This is a genomic window from Lentzea alba, assembly GCF_047445655.1.
Lineage (GTDB): Bacteria > Actinomycetota > Actinomycetes > Mycobacteriales > Pseudonocardiaceae > Lentzea > Lentzea alba_A.
In genome coordinates, this window is the sequence record NZ_JAJAEG010000001.1 from 98990 (window position 1) to 118180 (window position 19191).

General features: G+C 68.0%; 17 protein-coding genes. 7 read left to right on the forward strand and 10 right to left on the reverse strand.

The features are described from left to right. Nucleotides 1-19: 19 nt before the first annotated feature. Nucleotides 20-568: an HIT family protein gene (locus tag LFM09_RS00480; protein WP_414094190.1), complete on the reverse strand. Its 549-nt coding sequence runs from the start codon at nucleotides 566-568 to the stop codon at nucleotides 20-22. Continuing rightward, entirely contained in the window at nucleotides 565-2613 is a 2049-nt protein-coding gene (thrS, locus tag LFM09_RS00485) for a threonine--tRNA ligase (protein WP_414094191.1), read from the reverse strand. Before thrS ends, LFM09_RS00480 begins: the two co-directional genes overlap by 4 nt. Before the next feature lie 129 nt (nucleotides 2614-2742). Here thrS and LFM09_RS00490 point away from each other — a divergent pair, with 129 nt between their 5' ends. The 3 genes from LFM09_RS00490 (at nucleotide 2743) to LFM09_RS00500 (ending at nucleotide 5074) form a co-directional block, all read left to right on the forward strand. Further along, complete coding sequence (locus LFM09_RS00490) at nucleotides 2743-4092, forward strand: alpha-amylase (protein ID WP_414094192.1); 1350 nt, start codon at nucleotides 2743-2745, stop codon at nucleotides 4090-4092. Between the two features lie 84 nt (nucleotides 4093-4176). Continuing rightward, nucleotides 4177-4461, forward strand: coding sequence for a hypothetical protein (locus LFM09_RS00495; RefSeq protein ID WP_414094193.1), 285 nt, complete (start codon nucleotides 4177-4179; stop codon nucleotides 4459-4461). Nucleotides 4462-4531: 70 nt separating this feature from the next. Beyond that, on the forward strand, nucleotides 4532-5074 hold the full coding sequence (locus LFM09_RS00500; RefSeq protein WP_414094194.1) for a hypothetical protein: 543 nt from the start codon (nucleotides 4532-4534) through the stop codon (nucleotides 5072-5074). A gap of 134 nt (nucleotides 5075-5208) precedes the next feature. On the opposite strand, the gene LFM09_RS00505 is transcribed toward LFM09_RS00500, so the two are convergent. The 6 genes from LFM09_RS00505 to LFM09_RS00530 form a co-directional block, all read right to left on the reverse strand. Continuing rightward, a complete protein-coding gene (locus tag LFM09_RS00505; protein WP_414094195.1) occupies nucleotides 5209-6858 on the reverse strand; it encodes an AMP-binding protein in 1650 nt (549 codons plus the stop codon). Between the two features lie 185 nt (nucleotides 6859-7043). Next, a complete protein-coding gene (locus LFM09_RS00510) occupies nucleotides 7044-7739 on the reverse strand; it encodes a FadR/GntR family transcriptional regulator (RefSeq protein ID WP_414094661.1) in 696 nt (231 codons plus the stop codon). Nucleotides 7740-7746: 7 nt separating this feature from the next. Next, nucleotides 7747-8514: a 3-oxoacyl-ACP reductase gene (locus LFM09_RS00515; protein ID WP_414094196.1), complete on the reverse strand. Its 768-nt coding sequence runs from the start codon at nucleotides 8512-8514 to the stop codon at nucleotides 7747-7749. A gap of 27 nt (nucleotides 8515-8541) precedes the next feature. Then, the gene (locus LFM09_RS00520) at nucleotides 8542-9894 is read right to left on the reverse strand and encodes an aldehyde dehydrogenase family protein (protein ID WP_414094197.1); all 1353 of its coding nucleotides are present in this window, start codon (nucleotides 9892-9894) and stop codon (nucleotides 8542-8544) included. Next, entirely contained in the window at nucleotides 9891-10574 is a 684-nt protein-coding gene (locus LFM09_RS00525; protein WP_414094662.1) for a gamma-glutamyl-gamma-aminobutyrate hydrolase family protein, read from the reverse strand. Before LFM09_RS00525 ends, LFM09_RS00520 begins: the two co-directional genes overlap by 4 nt. 7 nt (nucleotides 10575-10581) lie before the next feature. After that, on the reverse strand, nucleotides 10582-11922 hold the full coding sequence (locus LFM09_RS00530) for a glutamine synthetase family protein (RefSeq protein WP_414094198.1): 1341 nt from the start codon (nucleotides 11920-11922) through the stop codon (nucleotides 10582-10584). Nucleotides 11923-12032: 110 nt separating this feature from the next. Between LFM09_RS00530 and eat the strand changes: the two genes are divergently transcribed. After that, the gene (eat, locus tag LFM09_RS00535; protein ID WP_414094199.1) at nucleotides 12033-13457 is read left to right on the forward strand and encodes an ethanolamine permease; all 1425 of its coding nucleotides are present in this window, start codon (nucleotides 12033-12035) and stop codon (nucleotides 13455-13457) included. Here eat and LFM09_RS00540 read toward each other — a convergent pair. Further along, nucleotides 13454-14191: a hypothetical protein gene (locus LFM09_RS00540; RefSeq protein ID WP_414094200.1), complete on the reverse strand. Its 738-nt coding sequence runs from the start codon at nucleotides 14189-14191 to the stop codon at nucleotides 13454-13456. The two genes, eat and LFM09_RS00540, sit on opposite strands and share 4 nt — an antisense overlap. Nucleotides 14192-14311: 120 nt before the next feature. On the opposite strand from LFM09_RS00540, the gene LFM09_RS00545 reads away from it, so the two are divergent. From LFM09_RS00545 to LFM09_RS00555, 3 genes are all read left to right on the forward strand, one after another. Then, a complete protein-coding gene (locus LFM09_RS00545; protein ID WP_414094201.1) occupies nucleotides 14312-17503 on the forward strand; it encodes a S8 family peptidase in 3192 nt (1063 codons plus the stop codon). A gap of 71 nt (nucleotides 17504-17574) precedes the next feature. Beyond that, a complete protein-coding gene (locus LFM09_RS00550) occupies nucleotides 17575-18438 on the forward strand; it encodes a 3-hydroxybutyryl-CoA dehydrogenase (RefSeq protein ID WP_414094202.1) in 864 nt (287 codons plus the stop codon). Then, nucleotides 18435-18803 carry a hypothetical protein gene (locus LFM09_RS00555; RefSeq protein WP_414094203.1) on the forward strand — a complete coding sequence of 123 codons (369 nt, stop codon included), beginning with the start codon at nucleotides 18435-18437 and terminating at the stop codon, nucleotides 18801-18803. The genes LFM09_RS00550 and LFM09_RS00555 overlap by 4 nt, the downstream gene beginning before the upstream one ends. Here LFM09_RS00555 and LFM09_RS00560 read toward each other — a convergent pair. Then, nucleotides 18800-19174 (reverse strand): DUF4440 domain-containing protein, encoded by a 375-nt coding sequence (locus LFM09_RS00560; protein WP_414094204.1) that lies wholly within the window; start codon nucleotides 19172-19174, stop codon nucleotides 18800-18802. The two genes, LFM09_RS00555 and LFM09_RS00560, sit on opposite strands and share 4 nt — an antisense overlap. Nucleotides 19175-19191: the final 17 nt, after the last annotated feature.

Genomic DNA, 19191 nt, shown 5'->3' on the forward strand with positions numbered 1-19191 from the left:
AACAGATAGCAAACGCGAATCAGTCGACGGCCTTCCAGCCGTCCGCCAGCAGCTGACGGGTCTCGCCCAGCAGCTGCGGCAGCACCTTGGTGTGCCCGATGACCGGCATGAAGTTCGCGTCCCCACCCCACCGCGGCACGACGTGCTGGTGCAGGTGAGCCGCGATCCCGGCGCCGGCGACGACGCCCTGGTTCATACCCACGTTGAACCCGTGCGGCGCCGCCACGTGCCGCGCGACCCGCATGGCCTTCTGGGTGAAGGCGGCGAACTCCGAGGTCTCCGACACCGTCAGGTCCGTGTAGTCCGGCACGTGCCGGTACGGCAGCACCATCAGGTGGCCGGGGTTGTACGGGTACAGGTTCAGCACCGCGAAGACCTCGGCCCCGCGCGCGATGATCAGGCCGTCCTCGTCGGACAACGTGACCACGCGGCAGAACGGGCAGCCCTCCGGCTCATCGCCGAGCGCCTTGCCCTCGCCCTTCACGTAGGAAAGGCGGTGCGGGGTCCACAGCCGCTGCAACGCGTCGTGGACCCCGACTCCGTCCTGCTGCTCGAAATCCGACGTCACGAGAGCAGTTCCGCCGTGGGCGAGGCGTTCTCGCGGCGCTGCACCCAGTCGACGATCTGCTCGACGGCCTTCTCCACCGGCACACCGTTGATCTGCGTGCCGTCGCGGAACCGGAACGACACCGCGTTCGCCTCCACGTCCTTGGCGCCGGCCAGGAGCATGAACGGCACCTTCTGCAGGGTGTGGTTGCGGATCTTCTTCTGCATCCGGTCGTCGGACGCGTCGATGTCGACCCGGATGCCCTTCTTGCGCAGCACCTCGCGCACCGCGAACAGGTGGTCGGCGTTCTCGGAGGTGACCGGGATGCCGACGACCTGGACCGGCGCGAGCCACGCCGGGAACGCGCCCGCGTAGTGCTCGGTCAGCACGCCGAAGAACCGCTCGACCGAGCCGAACAGCGCGCGGTGGATCATGACGGGGCGCTGGCGGGAGCCGTCCGGGCCGGTGTACTCGAGCTCGAACCGCTCCGGCAGGTTGAAGTCGAGCTGGATGGTCGACATCTGCCAGGTGCGGCCGAGCGCGTCACGGCACTGCACCGAGATCTTCGGGCCGTAGAACGCGGCGCCACCCGGATCCGGCACGAGCTCCAGGCCGGACTCCTCCGCGACGGAGGCCAGCGTCTGGGTCGCCTCGTCCCAGATCTCGTCGTCACCCACGTACTTCTCGGGGTTCTTGGTCGAGAGCTCCAGGTAGAAGTCGTCCAGGCCGTAGTCGCGCAGCAGGTCGAGCACGAACTTCAGCAGCGAGGCCAGCTCATCGCGGATCTGGTCCTTGGTGCAGAAGATGTGCGCGTCGTCCTGCGTCATGCCGCGCACGCGGGTCAGGCCGTGCACCACGCCGGACTTCTCGTAGCGGTACACGCCACCGAACTCGAACATGCGCAGCGGCAGCTCGCGGTACGACCGCCCGCGCGACCGGAAGATCAGGTCGTGGAACGGGCAGTTCATCGGCTTCAGGTAGTAGTCCTGGCCGGGCTTGCGGACCGTGCCGTCCTCGTTGAGCTCGGCGTCGAGGTGCATCGCCGGGTACATGCCGTCGCGGTACCAGTCGAGGTGACCGGAGACCTCGAACAGGTTCCCCTTGGTGATGTGCGGCGAATAGACGAACTCGTAGCCCTCTTCGGTGTGCCGCTGGCGGGAGTAGTCCTCCATCGCCTTGCGGATGATGCCGCCCTTGGGGTGGAACACCGCGAGGCCGGAGCCGATCTCGTCCGGGAACGAGAACAGGTCCAGCTCGACACCCAGCTTGCGGTGGTCGCGACGCTCGGCCTCGGCCAGCCGCTCCAGGTACGCGTCCTGCGCCTCGGCCGACTCCCACGCGGTGCCGTAGATGCGCTGCAGCTGCGGGTTGTTCTCGTTGCCGCGCCAGTACGCCGCCGCCACGCGGGTCAGCTTGAACGCCGGGATGTGCTTGGTCGTCGGCACGTGCGGGCCGCGGCACAGGTCGCCCCACACCTGCTCGCCGCTGCGCGGGTCGAGGTTGTCGTAGATCGTCAGCTCACCGCCGCCGACCTCCATGATCTCGCTGGTGTCGACGTCGCTCTTGATGTCGACGAGCTCCAGCTTGAACGGCTCCTCGGCGAGCTCGTTCTTGGCTGCGTCGATCGACTCGACGACACGGCGCGAGAACCGCTGCGCCCCCTTGATGATCGCCTTCATGCGCTTCTCCAGCGCCTGCAGGTCCTCCGGGGTGAACGGCTTCTCGACCTGGAAGTCGTAGTAGAAACCGTCCTTCACGGGCGGGCCGATGCCGAGCTTGGCCTCGGGGAACTGCTGCTGCACCGCCTGCGCCAGCACGTGCGCGGCGGAGTGGCGGATGACGCTGCGGCCGTCCTCGGTGTCCGCGGCGACGGCCTCGACCTCGACCTCGACCTGCGGGGTCCACGACAGGTCGCGCAGGTGACCCTCGGCGTCCTTCACGACGACGATCGCGTCGGAACCCTTGCCGGGCAGACCGGCCTCGCGCACGGCCGTGCCCGCCGTCGTCCCAGCCGGAACCACCACGCGCGGCGGGTTCTGGGCGACTGCTGGGCGCGACTCGGACACGGTGACTCCTAGATCAAAGGTTGGTTGATGCGGTTCAGATGTTATCGGTGCTCAACACGGGCGCGACGATCGCGTCCTCGGTCCTATCGAACCTGGTGCGGGCAAGTGGTTTCTGCTTAGCGTGACGTGATGCGGCTTCTGTTGGTCCTGGCAACGGTGCTGGGCGTTCTCTCCGCGCCCGCGGTCTCGGCGGCCCCTGCCGGCCCCCGAGACGTGATAGTTCAGCTCTTCGAGTGGAATTGGCGGTCCGTCGCCGCCGAGTGCCCACGGCTCGCGAACTACGGATATGTGCAGGTCTCGCCACCGCAGGAACACGTGACGGGCCCCCAGTGGTGGACGCAGTACCAGCCGGTCTCCTACCAGGTCGACTCACGGCTGGGCACGCGCGCCGAGTTCGCCTCGATGGTCACGGCGTGCCACAACGCGGGCGTGAAGGTGCTGGTCGACGCGGTGATCAACCACACCACCGGAGGGTCGGGCACGGGCTGGGCCGGCTCCCGGTTCACGCACTACGACTATCCCGGCACGTACCAGACGCAGGACTTCCACCACTGCGGGCGCAACGGCAACGACGACATCGCGAACTACGGCGACCGGTGGGAGGTCCAGAACTGCGAGCTCGTGAACCTCGCGGACCTGGCCACCGAGACCGACCACGTGCGCGGCCGGATCGCGGCCTACCTGAACGACCTGTTGTCGCTGGGTGTCGACGGGTTCCGGATGGACGCCTCGAAGCACATGCCGGCGGCGGACATCGCGGCGATCAAGGCGCGGCTGTCGCGGCCGGCGTACATCGTGCAGGAGGTCATCTACGGCGCGGGCGAGCCCATCGGGCCCGGTGAGTACACCGGCAACGGCGACGTGCACGAGTTCCGTTACGCGCGCGACCTGAAGCGGGTCTTCAACAACGAGAAGCTCGCCTACCTGCGCAACTACGGCGAGGGCTGGGGCTACCTGCCGTCCTCGCAGGCCGTGGTGTTCGTCGACAACCACGACACGCAACGCGACAACTCGACGCTGTCCTACCGCGACGGCCGCCGGTACACGACGGCGAACACGTTCATGCTCGCGTGGCCGTACGGGACGCCGGCGCTGATGTCCGGGTTCGCCTACTCCTCGAACGACCAGGGCCCGCCGCTGGAGGCGAACGGCCGCGTCTCGGACGTCAGCTGCGGGTCGGCGTGGCTGTGCGAGCACCGCCAGTTCGAAGGAATGGTCGGTTTCCGGAACGCGACGCGCGGCACGAGCGTCACAGGCTGGTGGGACGACGGGAACGACGTGATCGCGTTCGGCCGCGGCAACCGCGGTTACGTGGTCGTCAACGACTCGGACCAGGCCGTGAACAGGTCTTTCCAGACGTCGATGCCGGCGGGGAACTACTGCGACGTGTCGGGGTTCGGCGGCTGCGCGGCCGTTAACTCGTCCGGGTGGTTCACGTTCACCGTGCAGCCGCACTCCTCGTTCGCGATTCATACGTAGACGGTTCTGAGTGGTTTTTCGGATGCGTCTCGGTGGGTCGGGCGAGCACTCTGTGCACTCCGGCCCACCGTTAGGAGCACCGACATGTACGACCAGGTGGTCGAATGCCCGGTCCGCCTCACTGAGACGAATCGGGACGAGCTGCGCCTTTTGTACGCCGACCTGCGCGACCACTACGCACGCCGCGATGCCCGCGACGGCACGCGCACGACGCTGCATTTCGTGTGGTCCGGCGAGTTCGATCCTGAGTTGTTCGGCGCGACGTTCGCCGACCAGCGGCACGTCTTCACCGCCACCCGGCCGGTCATGAATTCCGTGAAGGGCGCTGACCTGCGTGAATCGGTGCGGTACGGGGTCTGCACGGCCTGATCGCCCGGCTTCAGGAAACGAACAGGCGGCTGTCAGGCTGTTATCAGCCGAACGGCGCATCGTTGAAGACATGAGCGAGCAGGGACCGACGCCTCCGCCGCAGGAGCCGTCGCAGGATCGGGCGCAGAACGAACCGCAGGCAGCCCAGCCTGCACCGGACCAGGCCACCACCCCGCTGCCCGCCGACGCATCGGCCACGCCTGGTCAGCAGCCCGCCCCGGAGCAGCCCGCCCCGGAGCAGCCGGCGGCGACAGCAGCAGAAGCACCGGCCGCGACAGCGGCAGAAGCACCGGCCACCGCGGCGACAGCCGCAGAGCCGCCACCCGCAGCCGCCCCGGTCCCTCCAGCTGCGCCGGTCGGCCCTGGCCGGGTGAGGCGCTTCGCCGGGCACCGCGCCACCCAGCTCGTGGCCGTGGGCCTGCTGGGCCTCGTCCTCGGCGGCGGCATCGTGGGAGCGATCGCCGCTAACCGCTTCGACGACCGACCCGGCCACGTGCGCATGTACGACCGTGGCGACCGCGGGCCCGACCGCGGTGATCGGGGTGACCGCGGCGGCGATCGCTTTGAGCAGCGCGGCCCGTTCAACGACCGCGGCGACCGCTTCGAGCGGTAACTCCGACCGAGCGCACGACCTGCGTTCTGCCCGAGTCCCCGACGGCGCAGGTCGTGCGCTCACCTATGCCAGGGACGCGCGCCACGGCTGGATAAACCCCCTCGTTCTGCCGTGGCGTGCGTTCCGCCCTAGTCCTAGTTCGAGTGCGGCTGCGGCCCGAGCCGGATGGCCAGCAGCTGACGCCGCAGCACCTTCCCGGTCGCGTTGCGCGGCAGCTTCGGCACGACCACGACCTCGCGCGGAACCTTGTGCCGCGCCAACCGGGTCCGCACGAACTCCCGCAGCTCGCGCACGTCGATCCGCGTGCCCGCCACCGGCACCACGAACGCGCGCAACCGCTGCCCGTACTCGGGATCCGGCACGCCGAGCACCGCCGCGTCGCGCACCCGGTAGTGCGTCATCAGCAGGTTCTCCACCTCGACCGGGTACACGTTCTCGCCGCCGGACACGATCATGTCGTCCTCGCGGCCGTCGAAGTACAACCGGCCGCTCGGGTCGAAGTGGCCGAGGTCGCCGGTCGCGACCAGCCCGTCGATCATCTCCTTCTGCGACCCGTCGGTGTACCAGTCAACGGTCAGCGAGCCCCGCACGAAGATCCGGCCCGTCACGAACGACCGAGTAACGCGCGCACCGTTCTCGTCGTAGATCCGCACGATACAGTTGTGCGGCGGCATCCCCACGCTCGACGGCGCGGCCTCCAGGTCCTCCGGCGTGGCCACGGTGGCGACCGCGACCTCCGTCGAGCCGTAGAGGTTGTAGAGCACCGGCCCCAGCACGGCCTGGGTGCGGTGCACGAGGTCCGGCGACAGGGTCGAGCCCGAGCAGAACACGACCCGCAGGTGGCTGAGGTCGAACGAGTCCAGCACGGACCGGTCCAGCTCCATGATCCGCTGCAGCATCGTCGGCACCATCACGATCGTCGTGCAGCGCTGGCCCTGCACCGACCACAGCGTCTTGCGCGGGTCGAACCGGCGCTGCAGCACCGCGCGGGAGCCCAGTGACATCGCGAGCGTCAGGTGCGAGTAGCCGACCGAGTGGAAGATCGGCGCGGCGATGAACGTCGACTCGCCGGAGTGCATCGGGATGCGGTCCAGGAAGTCGGACGCGGTGAGCACCGACTTGATCTCGCGCGGCGTTCCCTTCGGCACCCCCGTGGTCCCGGAGGTCAGCTGGATGACGACGCCCGGCTCGCGCGGCGGTTCGAGCTCGCCGCGGGGGGCTTTCGCCACCAGCTGGTCGAGTGTCGGTGTGCGACGGTCCAGTCCGTCGCGTGACCACGCGAGCCACCGCGGCACCGACGGCGGCAGCTGGTGGAACAGCGGGGTGAACTCCTCGTCGTGAATCACGAGCGACACGCGTTCACGTTGAAAGAGGTCCAACAGGACCGGCGCACCGAATCCGGTGTTCACCAGCAACACCCGGACGCCGAGCTTCGCGCACGCCAGCAGCGACTCGACCATTCCGCGGTGGTTGCGGCACATCAACGCGACGATGTGCGTGTGCTGCACACCTAACGAGCGCAAACCCTGCGCGATCGCGTTGGAACGCCGGTCGAGTTGTCTGTAGGTCATCGAACCGCGTTCGTCGACAACCGCGACACCGTCCGGATTCAGCCGGACGGAACGGCGCAGCGCCGTGACGTTCGGCCCCCAGATCTTGACCTCTTTCAGCGCCTGCACGGACATCTTGAAGTTCGTGAGACTCACCATGCCCGCGGCGGACAAGACACGGAGTGAGTGCACCCGGCCCATGGCGTCGCGAAACACCTTGCGCAACCCTGGCATCAACAGCTCCTCGCGCTGCAAGTCCCCGAGGTATTCGGACGGTAACTGTCCGCAAGCCCTACGCCAAGGGCTGTTCCATGCGGAATGTGCATGACAACTGGACAATCAGAACTGTAAACGTTTTCACGTTGTCCCGTTGGTGCCCGGATCGTCCCGAACCGGTCCCGCGGCGTGAGTCTGACCGGTCAGACCAAGAAGCCGCGCAGCAACGAGGCGGTTCCGTCGAGGTGCTCGGCCATCGCGAGCCTCGCCCCCGCCGGGTCTCCGTCCAAAATGGAGGCGATGATGCGCTCGTGCTGCGCGTTGGAGTGCGCCAGGTTCGGTTCGAGCAGCGGAATGGTGTCCAGCAGCTCGTTGACCCGCATCCGGGAGTCGGCGACGGAGGCCGTCAGGGACGCGGATCCGGTCGCTTCGGCGATCGCGAGGTGCAAACGCGAGTCCTTGCGCCGATATTCGGCGAGCGACGCGGTGGACGCCTCCTCCAGCCGCGCCCGCAGTCCACGGCGTTCCGCAGGGCCCAGCGAACGGCCCGCAGCGGTCTCCGCGGCACCCGTCTCCAGCACCTTCCGCAACGTCAGCGCGTCGTGGATGTCGCCGAACTCCTTGCCGGGTGCGGACTTCGGAATTTCGTCGTTGACGAACGTGCCGCCGTACCGGCCGCGCCGGGACTCCACGTAGTTGTTCTCCTGCAAGGATCTGATGGCCTCGCGCACGGTCACCCGGCTCACACCGAGCCGGGTGGCCAGATCCCGTTCGGACGGCAGCCGCTCACCCGGCGCGACGACGCCGAGCCGGATGGCCTGCATGAGCCGTTCGACGGTCTCCTCGAAGGCGTTGCCCGCCCGCACGGGGCGGAACAACGCCTCCTGCGCGTGTTCCATCATCGTTCTACAGCGGTGTCACATAGGCGCCGGCGATGCCGCCGTCCACGAGGAAGTTCGACGCCGTCATGAACGACGAGTCGTCGGACGCCAGAAACGCGACCGCTGCGGCGATTTCCTCAGGTTCCGCGAACCGACCGAGCGGTACGTGCACCAGACGCCGTGCCGCGCGCTCCGGGTCCTTCGCGAACAGTTCCTGCAGCAACGGGGTGTTGACCGGTCCAGGGGACAACGCGTTGACGCGGATGCCCTCGCGCGCGAACTGCACACCGAGCTCACGCGACATCGCGAGCACGCCGCCCTTCGACGCCGTGTAGGAGATCTGCGACGTCGCCGCGCCCATCGTCGCCACGAACGACGCCGTGTTGATGATGGAACCCTTGCCGTTGGCCTGCATGTGCGGGATGGCGTACTTGCAACACAAATAAACCGACGTGAGGTTCACCTTCTGCACGCGGTCCCACGCCTCGATGCCCGTCGTCAGGATCGAGTCGTCGTCGGGCGGCGAAATACCGGCGTTGTTGAACGCGATGTCAAGCTTGCCGTAAGTGTCCACAGTGGTCTGGAAGAGCGCCTTGACCTGCTCCTCGTCGGTCACGTCGACCTGGACGAACAGTCCGCCCACCTCGTCCGCGGCGGCCTTTCCGGTCGCGGGGTCGAGGTCGGCGACGACGACCTTCGCGCCCTCGCTCGCAAACCTGCGCACGGTCGCGAGGCCGATGCCGCTCGCGCCACCCGTCACGACGGCCACGCGGCCCTCGAGTCGCTGCACCATCTCGTTGTTCTCCTCAGGTTGCCCAGATCAGGTTGCGATGAAGACGTTCTTGACTTCGGTGAAGCTGTCGAGCGCGTCGGGTCCGAGCTCACGGCCGAGACCGGACTGCTTGACGCCGCCGAAAGGTGTCGAGTAGCGAACAGAAGAATGTGAGTTCACAGACAGATTCCCCGCTTCGACAGCACGGGAGACCCGGATCGCGCGGCCGACGTCGTTCGTCCAGATCGAACCGGACAGGCCGTACTCGGAGTCGTTCGCGATCCTGATGGCGTCTGCTTCGTCGGTGAACGGCAGCACGACGACGACCGGTCCGAAGATCTCCTCGGTGACCGTCACGTGGTCGTAGGCAGGAGTCAGCACCGTCGGCGGGAACCAGAATCCCGGTCCGTCCGGCGCACTTCCCCGGAACGCCACGGGAGCGTCGTCTGGTACGTAAGACGCGACCTTGCTGAGGTGCGACGCGGAGATGAGCGGCCCCATCTCGGTCGCCTCGTCGCCGGGCTCGCCGACCTTGACGCCCTTGACCGCAGGCTCCAGCAGCTCCATGAACCGGTCGTAGACGCTGGCCTGCACGAGGATCCGCGAACGCGCGCAGCAGTCCTGACCGGCGTTGTCGAACACCCCGTACGGCGCGGTCGCGGCGGCCTTCTCCAGGTCGGAGTCCGCGAAGACGATGTTCGCCGACTTGCCGCCCAGCTCCAGCGTCACGCGCTTCACCTGGTCCGCGCAGCCGGCCATGATCTGCTTGCCGACCTCGGTCGAGCCGGTGAAAACGACCTTGCGCACCAACGGATGCGTGACGAACCGGTTGCCCACGACGCTGCCCTTGCCCGGCAGCACCTGGAACACGCCCTCCGGGATGCCCGCCTCCAGCGCGAGCTCGCCGAGCCGGATCGCGGTCAGCGGCGTGACTTCGGCGGGCTTCAGCACCACCGTGTTGCCGGCCGCCAGCGCGGGCGCAAACCCCCAACCCGCGATCGGCATCGGGAAGTTCCACGGCACGATCACGCCGACGACGCCGAGCGGTTCGTGGAACGTGACGTCCAGGCCCCCGGCGACCGGGATCTGCTTGCCGAACAACCGTTCCGGCGCGGCCGAGTAGTACTGCAGGACGTCGCGGACGTTCCCCGCCTCCCACCGCGCGTTGCCGATGGTGTGGCCGGAGTTCTCGACCTCCAGCTGCGCCAGCTCTTCGTTGTGCGCGTCGACGATCTCCGCGAACTTCCGCAGCAGCCGGGCACGATCGCCGGGAGCGACGGTTCGCCAGGTCTCGAACGCCTTCTGCGCCCGGACGATTGCCGCGTCCGTCTCTTCGAGAGAGGTGTGCGGTACGGACCGCACGACCTTCTCGGTAGCCGGGTTGATGACGTCGAAGGTCACGCTTTTCTCCTTGAAACCTCTACGAGAGCTTCGAACAGCCTCAGGTCTTCGATGTCCTGCTCGGGGTGCGACTGCACGCCGACGACGAACCGCGCGCCTTCGAGTTCAACCGCTTCGACGGTCCCGTCGGGCGCCTGGGCCGTGACGCGAAGGCCGTCCGCGATCCGGTCCAGCGACTGGTGGTGATGGCACTGCACGGTCGTGTGGTCGCCCAGGATCTGGTGCAGCAGGCTGTCCCGCGCCACCTCGATCTCGGTGTGCTCGAACACCGCGGGCGCCGGGTTGTGGCCCTCGATGTGCTGGTGCAGCGTGCCGCCCAGCGCCACGTTGAGCACCTGCATGCCCCGGCACACGCCGAGCACCGGCAGGTCGAGCTTCAACGCGGCCTCGACCAGCGCGAGCTCGGCGTCGTCGCGGTCCCGGCGCGGCTCGCCGGTCATCTCGTGCTTCTCGGCACCGTAGGCGGCGGGGTCGATGTCCGCGCCGCCCGCGATCACCAGACCGTCCAGGAACCCGATGGTCTCGGCGGTCCACGTGCCGACCGGCGGCAGCATCACCGGGTTGCCGCCGGCCTGGACCACGCAGTCGAGGTAGCCGCGGTAGAGCACCGCGGCCTCCACGTCCCAGTGCCCGAAGCGCGTGCGCTCCAGGTAGGTGCTGATGCCGATGAGCGGCCGCATGATCGACTCAGAGGCGTTCAAACCCGCGTACCTTCTCCCAGTCCGTGACCGCCGCCTCGAACGCGTCGAGCTCGACCTTCGCCGCGTTCAGGTAGTGGTCGACGACCTCCTTGCCGAACGCCTGTTGCGCGATCTCACTGGCGGCGAACAGATCCGCAGCCTCGCGCAGCGTCGTCGGCACGTTCGGCCGGTCCGAGGCGTAGGCGTTGCCGACGAACTCGTCCTCCAGCTCCAGCTTCTGCTCGACGCCGTGCAGGCCGGCCGCGATCAACGCCGCCACGGCGAGATACGGGTTCACGTCACCGCCGGGCACCCGGTTCTCGAACCGCAGCGACTGCCCGTGGCCGACGACCCGCAGCGCGCACGTGCGGTTGTCGCGGCCCCACGCCACCGCGGTCGGCGCGAACGAACCCTTCACGAAACGCTTGTAGGAGTTGATGTTCGGCGCGAGGAAGTAGGTGAACTCGCGCAGCGCCGCGAGCTGTCCCGCGAGGAAGTGCTTCATCATCTCGGACATGCCGTGGCCCTCGGCGAACACGGGCTCGCCGTCCTTGGAGCGCAGGCTGAGGTGGATGTGGCAGGAGTTGCCCTCGCGTTCGTTGTACTTCGCCATGAACGTGAGCGACTTGCCCTGCTGGGAAGCGATCTCCTTGGAGCCGTTCTTGTAGATGGCGTGCTGGTCGCACGTCCGCAGCGCCGTCGTGTACCGGAACGCGATCTCGTGCTGGCCGGGGTTGCACTCGCCCTTGGCCGACTCGACGACCATGCCCGCGCCCGTCATGCCGTTGCGGATGGCCCGGAGAAGCGGTTCGACACGTGCGGTGCCGAGCAGCGAGTAGTCGACGTTGTACTGGTTCGACGGCGTGAGGTTGCGGTACCCGGCGTTCCAGGCCTGCTCGTACGTGTCGTCGAAAACGATGAACTCCAGCTCGGTGCCGACGTAGCACTCCAGGCCGAGCGCTTCGAGCCGGTCGAGCTGCTTGCGCAGGATCTGGCGCGGTGACGCGACGACGGGGTCGCCGTTCTCCCAGACGAGGTCGCACATGATGAGCGCGGTGCCCTCCTGCCACGGGACCCTGCGAAGCGTTTCGACGTCCGGCTTCATCACGAAGTCGCCGTACCCGCGGTCCCAGCTGGACATCTCGAAGCCGCTGACGGGGTTCATCTCGACGTCGACGGCGAGCAGGTAGTTGCAGCCTTCGGCGGAGTGCCCGAGCACCTCGTCGAGGAAGTACCGGGCCGCGCACCGCTTGCCCTGCAGGCGGCCCTGCATGTCCACGATCGCGACCAGGACGGTGTCGATCTCACCGGTGTCCACGGCCTCGCGCAACTCCTCGACGGTCAGCATCCCGCGTTCCTCCAAAGGTATGTCAGCGAGCCATTGGCCGCACCATCTTGACACCTGTGGGTGACGGGCGCCACCCTCAACCACCGGTTAAAGGACTATTAGGAGTCCATATGGCCAAGCACGTCGAGTACGAGAAGGTCGGCGACGAGTACCTGGAGCACCGTCAGCTCAAACGTGGTGCGGCGGGCTGGGTCCTGCTCGCCGGGCTGGGTGTCTCGTACGTTATCTCCGGCGACTTCGCCGGGTGGAACTTCGGCCTCGCCCAGGGCGGGTGGGGCGGGTTGCTGGTCGCCACGGTCCTGATGGCGACGATGTACACGTGCATGGTGTTCGGTCTCGCCGAACTGGCCTCCGCACTGCCTGTCGCGGGTGCGGGCTACGGTTTCGCGAGGCGCGCGCTCGGCCCGTTGGGCGGGTACGCGACAGGTATCGCGATCCTCATCGAGTACGCCATCGCTCCTGCGGCGATCTCGGTGTTCATCGGCGACTACGTCAAGGCTTTGGGGCTCTTGGACGCCACCTGGCCGGTGTACCTGGCGTGCTACGTGATCTTCGTCGGCATCCACCTGTGGGGCGTGGGCGAGGCGCTGCGGCTGATGTTCGTCATCACCGGTGTAGCCGTGGTGGCGCTGGTCGCGTTCGTCGCGGGCATGATCCCGAAGTTCGACTCTTCCAAGCTGTTCGACATCGGCGACGGCTCGTTCCTGCCGATGGGCGTCACCGGGGCGTGGGGCGCGATCGTGTTCGCGATCTGGTTCTTCCTCGCGGTCGAAGGCGTGCCGCTGGCCGCCGAGGAAGCCCGGGATCCCAAGCGCGACATGCCACGCGGCATCATCGCCGCGATGGTGACGCTGCTGGTGTTCGCGGCCGCGATCCTGCTCGTGGCACCGGGCGGCGCTGGCTCGAAGGTGCTGGAGGCGTCCGGAAACCCGCTGCCCGAGGCGGTCCGCGCGGCCTACGGCGGCGACACCTTCCTGGCGCAGCTGGTGAACTACGTGGGCCTGGCCGGCCTGGTCGCGTCGTTCTTCTCGATCATCTACGCCTACTCGCGGCAGCTGTTCGCGTTGTCCCGCGCGGGCTATCTGCCGCGCTGGCTGTCGAAGACCGGCAAGCGCAAGACGCCGTACCTGGCCCTGATCGTGCCGGGCACCATCGGTTTCGCGTTGGCCACCATCATGAAGACGGTCGACCCGGTGACGGGCGGCGCGCGCCTCATCAACATCGCCGTGTTCGGCGCGGCTCTCTCGTACGTGTTGATGATGGTGTCGCACATCGTTCTGCGTAAGACCGCACCCGACCTGCCGCGGCCGTACCGCACTCCTGGCGGTGTGGTCACCACGGGCGTTGCGCTGGTGCTGGCTGTTGCCGCTGTCATCGCGACGTTCTTCGTGGACGAGATCGCGGCAGCGGTGACGGCGGGCATCGTCGTGATCGCAGTTGCCTACTACTGGTTCTACAGCCGTCATCACCTGGTCGCGAACGCTCCGGAGGAGGAGTTCGCGGCGATCGCGAAGGCAGAAGCAGAGTTGGATTAAAGCCAGCCTCGGCGTGCGGCCTGCAGTCCCGCCTGGAACCGCGTCCGCACGCCGAGCTCGGACATGAGCCCCCGCACCCTTCGTTGCACGGTCCGCAGATGCCACCCGAACTGGCGGGCGATCGCGGCGTCCGTCATCCCCGCGGCGAGCAGCGTCAGCAACCGCTCGGTGTCGGCTTCCCCGGCATCGGTCCCGAACGGCACTGCAGCCGCCCAGATCCGTTCGAACAGCGTCCGCAGCACCGCCAGCAACGACGACGAGTGCACCACCAGTGCGGCGTCGATCGTGTCCGGGTGCAGTGCCAGCAGGCCGATCCGGTCGTCCGCCAGCAGCGCCTTCACCGGCACCGCGCCGATCCGCACCTGCTCGCCCCTGCGTGCGAACTCCGCGATCCCGTCGAGCTTGCCGGGCAGCTCCAGCACCGAGTGGTCGTAGATCGCGCGGTAGCCGACGCCGGCCGCGAGCCTGTCCTCCTCGTCCGGGTTGCTGCTCGTGAGGAACGGCGGCCGGGTCAGGCCCAGCAGCTCCGCCCGTGCCGCGCGGTGGATCTGGCGCCACCACCGCAGAACGGCCTCCTCGCCGTGCACCACCTCGACGAGCCGGCCCTGCCGATGCCGGTCGGCGATCTCCCGGGTGAGCAGTCTGGCCTGCCGCAGCTGTTGTTCGCGGGCCAGGAAGAGTTGTTCGAGAGCCGCGCCGAGCTCGTCGACCCAGAGCGCTTCTTCAGCGGACATCGCTCTCCTGCCGGGTTTACGTCATTGCCGCATTTGCCCAGCTCGTCAGTCTTCCGATGACGATCTCCCTCCGGAAGCGTTGGTCCATACCAATATCCCGGAACCTGGGAGGTGCGCACGATGCGCAGACTCTTACCCCTCGCCGTATCGGCATTGCTCTTGTTGCCGGTGTGGCCTGCCACGGCGGTGGTGGCAGATCCACCGGTCAGCAGCACAGGAGAAGTCCACACGGTCACGTTGATCACCGGCGACCAGGTGCAGCTGTCGAAGAGGTCCGACGGCACGCACGAGACGATTTTCGTTCCGGCAAAAGGACGTGAGCACATCGGCCATGTGCAGACCGGCGACTCGGACAACGTTGTCGTCATCCCCCGTGACGCCGAAATCCCTCTGGCAGAAGGAAAACTCGACCCGCGGCTGTTCGACGTCACCGGCCTGGTGAAGCAGGGGGTCTCCACCGAACTGCCGCTGATCGTCGACAGGTCCGCCCAGAAGGTGACCAGCGTTGGCGCGCAGGAGATCTGGCGATCTCTCAGTGACGTCACCAAGATCTGGCTCGACGGCAAGCGCCAGGTCCTCGACGACGTCAGCAACAAGCAGATCGGCGTGCCCGCCGCGTGGGAGTCGGGCTTCAAGGGCAACGGCGTCAAGGTCGCGGTGATCGACACCGGCGTCGACGTCAACCATCCCGACCTCGCCGGAAAGGTGGTCGCCACCAAGGACTTCACCGGCACCGGCTTCGCGGACAACCACGGCCACGGCACCCACGTGGCCGGCATCGTCGCCGGTACCGGCCAGGCGTCCGGCGGCCAGTACGCCGGGGTGGCACCGGAAGCGACGCTGATCGCGGCCAAGGTGTGCCCGACCGGCAGCTGCTCGGAGTCGGCGATCGTGGCAGGCATGGAGTGGGCGGCCGAGCAGGGTGCCGACATCGCGAACGTCAGCCTCGGCGGCCCCGACTCCCCCGGCATCGATCCGATGGAGGACGCGGTCAACCGCCTCCCCGGCACGTTGTTCGTGATCGCCGCGGGCAACGACGGTCCCGGCGACCGGACCGTGTCCAGCCCTTCCACCGCCGACGCGGCGCTGAGCGTGGCCTCGGTCAACGCCTCCGACGCGGTGAGCAGGTTCTCCAGCCGCGGCCCGCGGGCGGGTGACTCCGCGGTGAAGCCCGAGATCGCGGCGCCCGGAGAGAACATCGCCGCGCCACGGGCGTCCGGCACGGGCATGGGCACGCCGATCGACGCCAACTACACGCGGGCGAGCGGCACGTCGATGGCGACACCGCACGTCGCGGGTGCCGCGGCGTTGCTCGCCCAGGCCCGGCCCTCATTGACCTCCGCGCAGCTCAAGGCCGCGTTGGCGAGCACGGCTCTACCGCTCGGCGGCTCGGTGAACGCGCAGGGCGCCGGACGTGTCGACGTGGCACGCGCGGTGACGCAGACCGTGTACGCGACGCCCGCCACGACGTTCGGCCTGCTGCGCTACCCGAGCTCGACCGCGCCGGAGCAGACGAAGCCGGTGACGTTCACCAACGCCGGCGACACGGACGTGACGCTCGATCTCACCGTGTCGGCCACCGGGCCGTCCGGGACTGATGGGCTGTTCACGTTGAGCTCCAACCAGGTCGTCGTTCCCGCGCGAGGCAGTGCCGAGGTCGGCGTCACCGTGCACCCGTCGCTCGTGCCCGCGACGGCGTTCGGCGCCTACACCGGCCGGATCACCGCCACAGACGGCAAGAACGTCACTCAGACGGTGTTCTCGGTTGCCACAGAAGAAGAGTCCTACAACGTCGACATCAACCTGATCGACCGCTCCGGCAAGGCGCCGACGGACGCGCACGTCGTCTACGTGACGAAGCTGCACACGTTGCCCACCGTGGGTGAGCCCGGCAGCACTGTGCCGTACGTGATCCGCGACGGACGGGCCTCCATCCGCCTGACCAAGGGCGAGTGGGCGTTCAACATCGCGATCAGCGACGGCAACTCCGGAACGCTGCTCGTAGAACCGTTGGTGCGCACCGACAGCAACATCTCGTTGACGTTCGACGCCCGCCGCGGTGTTCCGGCCGGGTTCAAGGTGCCACGCGCCGACGCGGTGTCCTACTACAACACCCTCTTCACGCAGTACACGGCGCAAACCGCCGATGGCAGGCGCGCCAACAAGTTCCTGCTGCGCCCCGCGACGAACGACAACGTCTTCATCGCACCGGTGGAGGCTCCCGTCCCCGACCGTTTCGCGTTCGGCATTCAGGGCCAGCTGGGCTCGGCACCAACGGCCGCCGAGCCGTTCGTCTACAACCTCGCGTGGGGCGAGGGCGGCCGCATCGGCACGAACCTGCTGCGCCGCTACACCTCGCGCCAGCTCGCGACGTTCGTCTCCCGTTACCGCGCGCTGGGCGTCCCGGACACCGTCGCCGAACGTGCGGTGATGCCGAAGTTCCTGCCCACCCAGAACCTCATCACCGGCCCGTACCTCACGGTTCCTCTGCCGACCCGCAAGCGGACGGAGTACTACGGCACCGAACCGGGCGTGACGTACAAGCAGGTCATGACCCCGCACCACACCAGCGTGCCGGTCGTCGGCTGGGGCCGGATGGACGGCAACCCCGAGACCTATCGCGCGGGTTCCGTTGTCACCAAGAACTGGAACACCGCCGGCCTCAGCACCCAGACCGACATCCACGACAGCGCCCAGGGCATCTGGCGCGACGGCAACCGGCTGGTCACCAACTTCAGCGTCTTCACGCCGGAGGACCCGGGCCTCGGCTCGCTCTTCCTGAACTCCCAGGGCAACGGCACGAACGTGCTGGAGCGCGACGGCACGGTCCTGCGCAACACCCCGTTCCCCGACATCGGCGGCAGCAACGTGCCCGCCGACGAGGGCCGCTACACCGTCACGTCGACTGCTTCCCGGAACGTCGCGTACTCGGCACTGTCCACAAAGGTCACCGCGGCGTGGACGTTCACCTCGGCTCCGACCTCGGCGCTGACCTACCTGTCCGTGCCGACCGTGCGGGTCAGCGGCGACTTCGACGACTACAACCGGGCGCACAGCGGGTGCTCGTTCCCGTTGCGGATCACGGCCCGCACGCAGGACGGCGCTTCGGCTTCGCGCATCACGTCCGTGTCGCTGGAGGTCTCCGACGACGACGGCCTCACCTGGAAGCGGGTGCGCGTCCACGGCAACCGTGACGCGCTCGTGCAGCACCCGGACAAGCCGGGCGGCTTCATCTCGCTGCGGGTCCGCGCTGTCGCGGCCGACGGCGACACCGTCGAACAAACGATCATCAGGGCCTACGGCCTGACCTGATCGTCGCTGGTGGGGCCCGTCGCCGATGGGCCCCACCCCACTTCGAGCAGTTCGTGGCAGGATCGACCGTTGTGAGTGACATTCAACGTGTGGGAGTCGTCGGTTCCGGCCTCATGGGCTCCGGAATCGCCGAGGTGAGCGCCCGCGCCGGCCTCGACGTCATCGTCGCCGAGGTCAACGCGAGCGCGTCCGAGGCAGCGCAGGGGCGGATCGCCGCGTCGCTGGCCAGGGGCGTCAAGTCGGGCAAGCTGAGTGAATCCGACCGCGAGGCCGCACTGGCCCGCATCCGGTTCACCACCGACATCGGCGAGTTCGCCGACCGGCAGTTCGTGGTCGAGGCGGTCGCCGAGAACGAGCAGATCAAGACCGACGTCTTCACGGCCCTCGACAAGGTCGTGAAGGACGAGGAAGCGATCTTCGCCTCCAACACCTCGTCGATCCCGATCATGAAGCTCGGCATGGCCACCAGCCGCCCCGAGCAGGTCATCGGCGTGCACTTCTTCAACCCGGTGCCGGTGCTCAAGCTGGTCGAGATCGTGCCGTCCCTGCTGACCGGCGCCACCACCCAGGTCCGCGCCGAGGCGTTCGTGCGCGCTGTTCTGGGCAAAGAGGTCATCCGCTCGCAGGACCGCGCCGGCTTCGTGGTCAACGCGCTGCTGATCCCCTACCTGCTCTCGTCGATCCGCATGCTGGAGTCCGGCTTCGCCTCCGCCGACGACATCGACAACGGCATGGTGCTCGGCTGCGCCCACCCGATGGGCCCGCTGCGCCTCACCGACCTGATCGGCCTCGACACCACGAAGGCCATCGCCGAGTCGATGTACGACGAGTTCAAGGAGCCGCTGTACTCGCCGCCGCCGCTGCTGCTGCGCATGGTGGACGCGGGCCTGCTGGGCAAGAAGTCGGGCCGCGGGTTCCACAACTACGCCAAGTGACCGAAAGCTGGACCATCGACGGCGACCACCTCGCACCAGGCGAGGTGGTCGCTTCGTTGCGGGCACGGATCGGTGACGGGCACCTGGAGACTTGGCTGACCAGCTCGTGCGGCCGGTCGCTGGCGTTCGTGACCAACACCGAGCGCGCGATGGTGATGCTGCTCAACGAAGAAGGCGACCCCGGCGAGCACGCCGTCGACCCCGCAGCCGAGGGTGAGAGCGGCGGGTTCGTCCTCTCCAACGGGCAGAACGACGACTACGCGGACGCCGACACCGTGCCGATCGAAGGGGCGTTCCGGATCGTCGAGCACGTCGTCCGCGAAGGTTCCTGGCCCCCGGACGCGCACCACGTGAGCGATCACTAGCCGGCTGCTTCAGCCAAGGTGCCCTGGTGGAAGTAGATGCGCCAACCCGCCGGAGTCAGCCGCCACAGGGAGCTCCGCCACGCCCGCCGCCCCTGATGATCGCTGAAGTACGTCAGGTGCACGACGCCCGGAGCGAGGACGGTCCCGGACATCTCGCTGACCTCGACAAGAGCCTCCGAGGTCACCGTTCCGTCGCCGGTCACCGCGAGAATCGACTCCGCGTCCCACCAACGACCAGAAGCCCCGATCTCGGTGAACTCCGGATCCAACAACTCCGAGACGAGAGCCGGCGAAGCACGCACCTCAGGATCGAGCAGCCGCAGCTCCCCGTCCACAGCCGCGCGCACCGCCCGCTCGTTCTCGTCCGTCATGCGCGGATCTTATGATC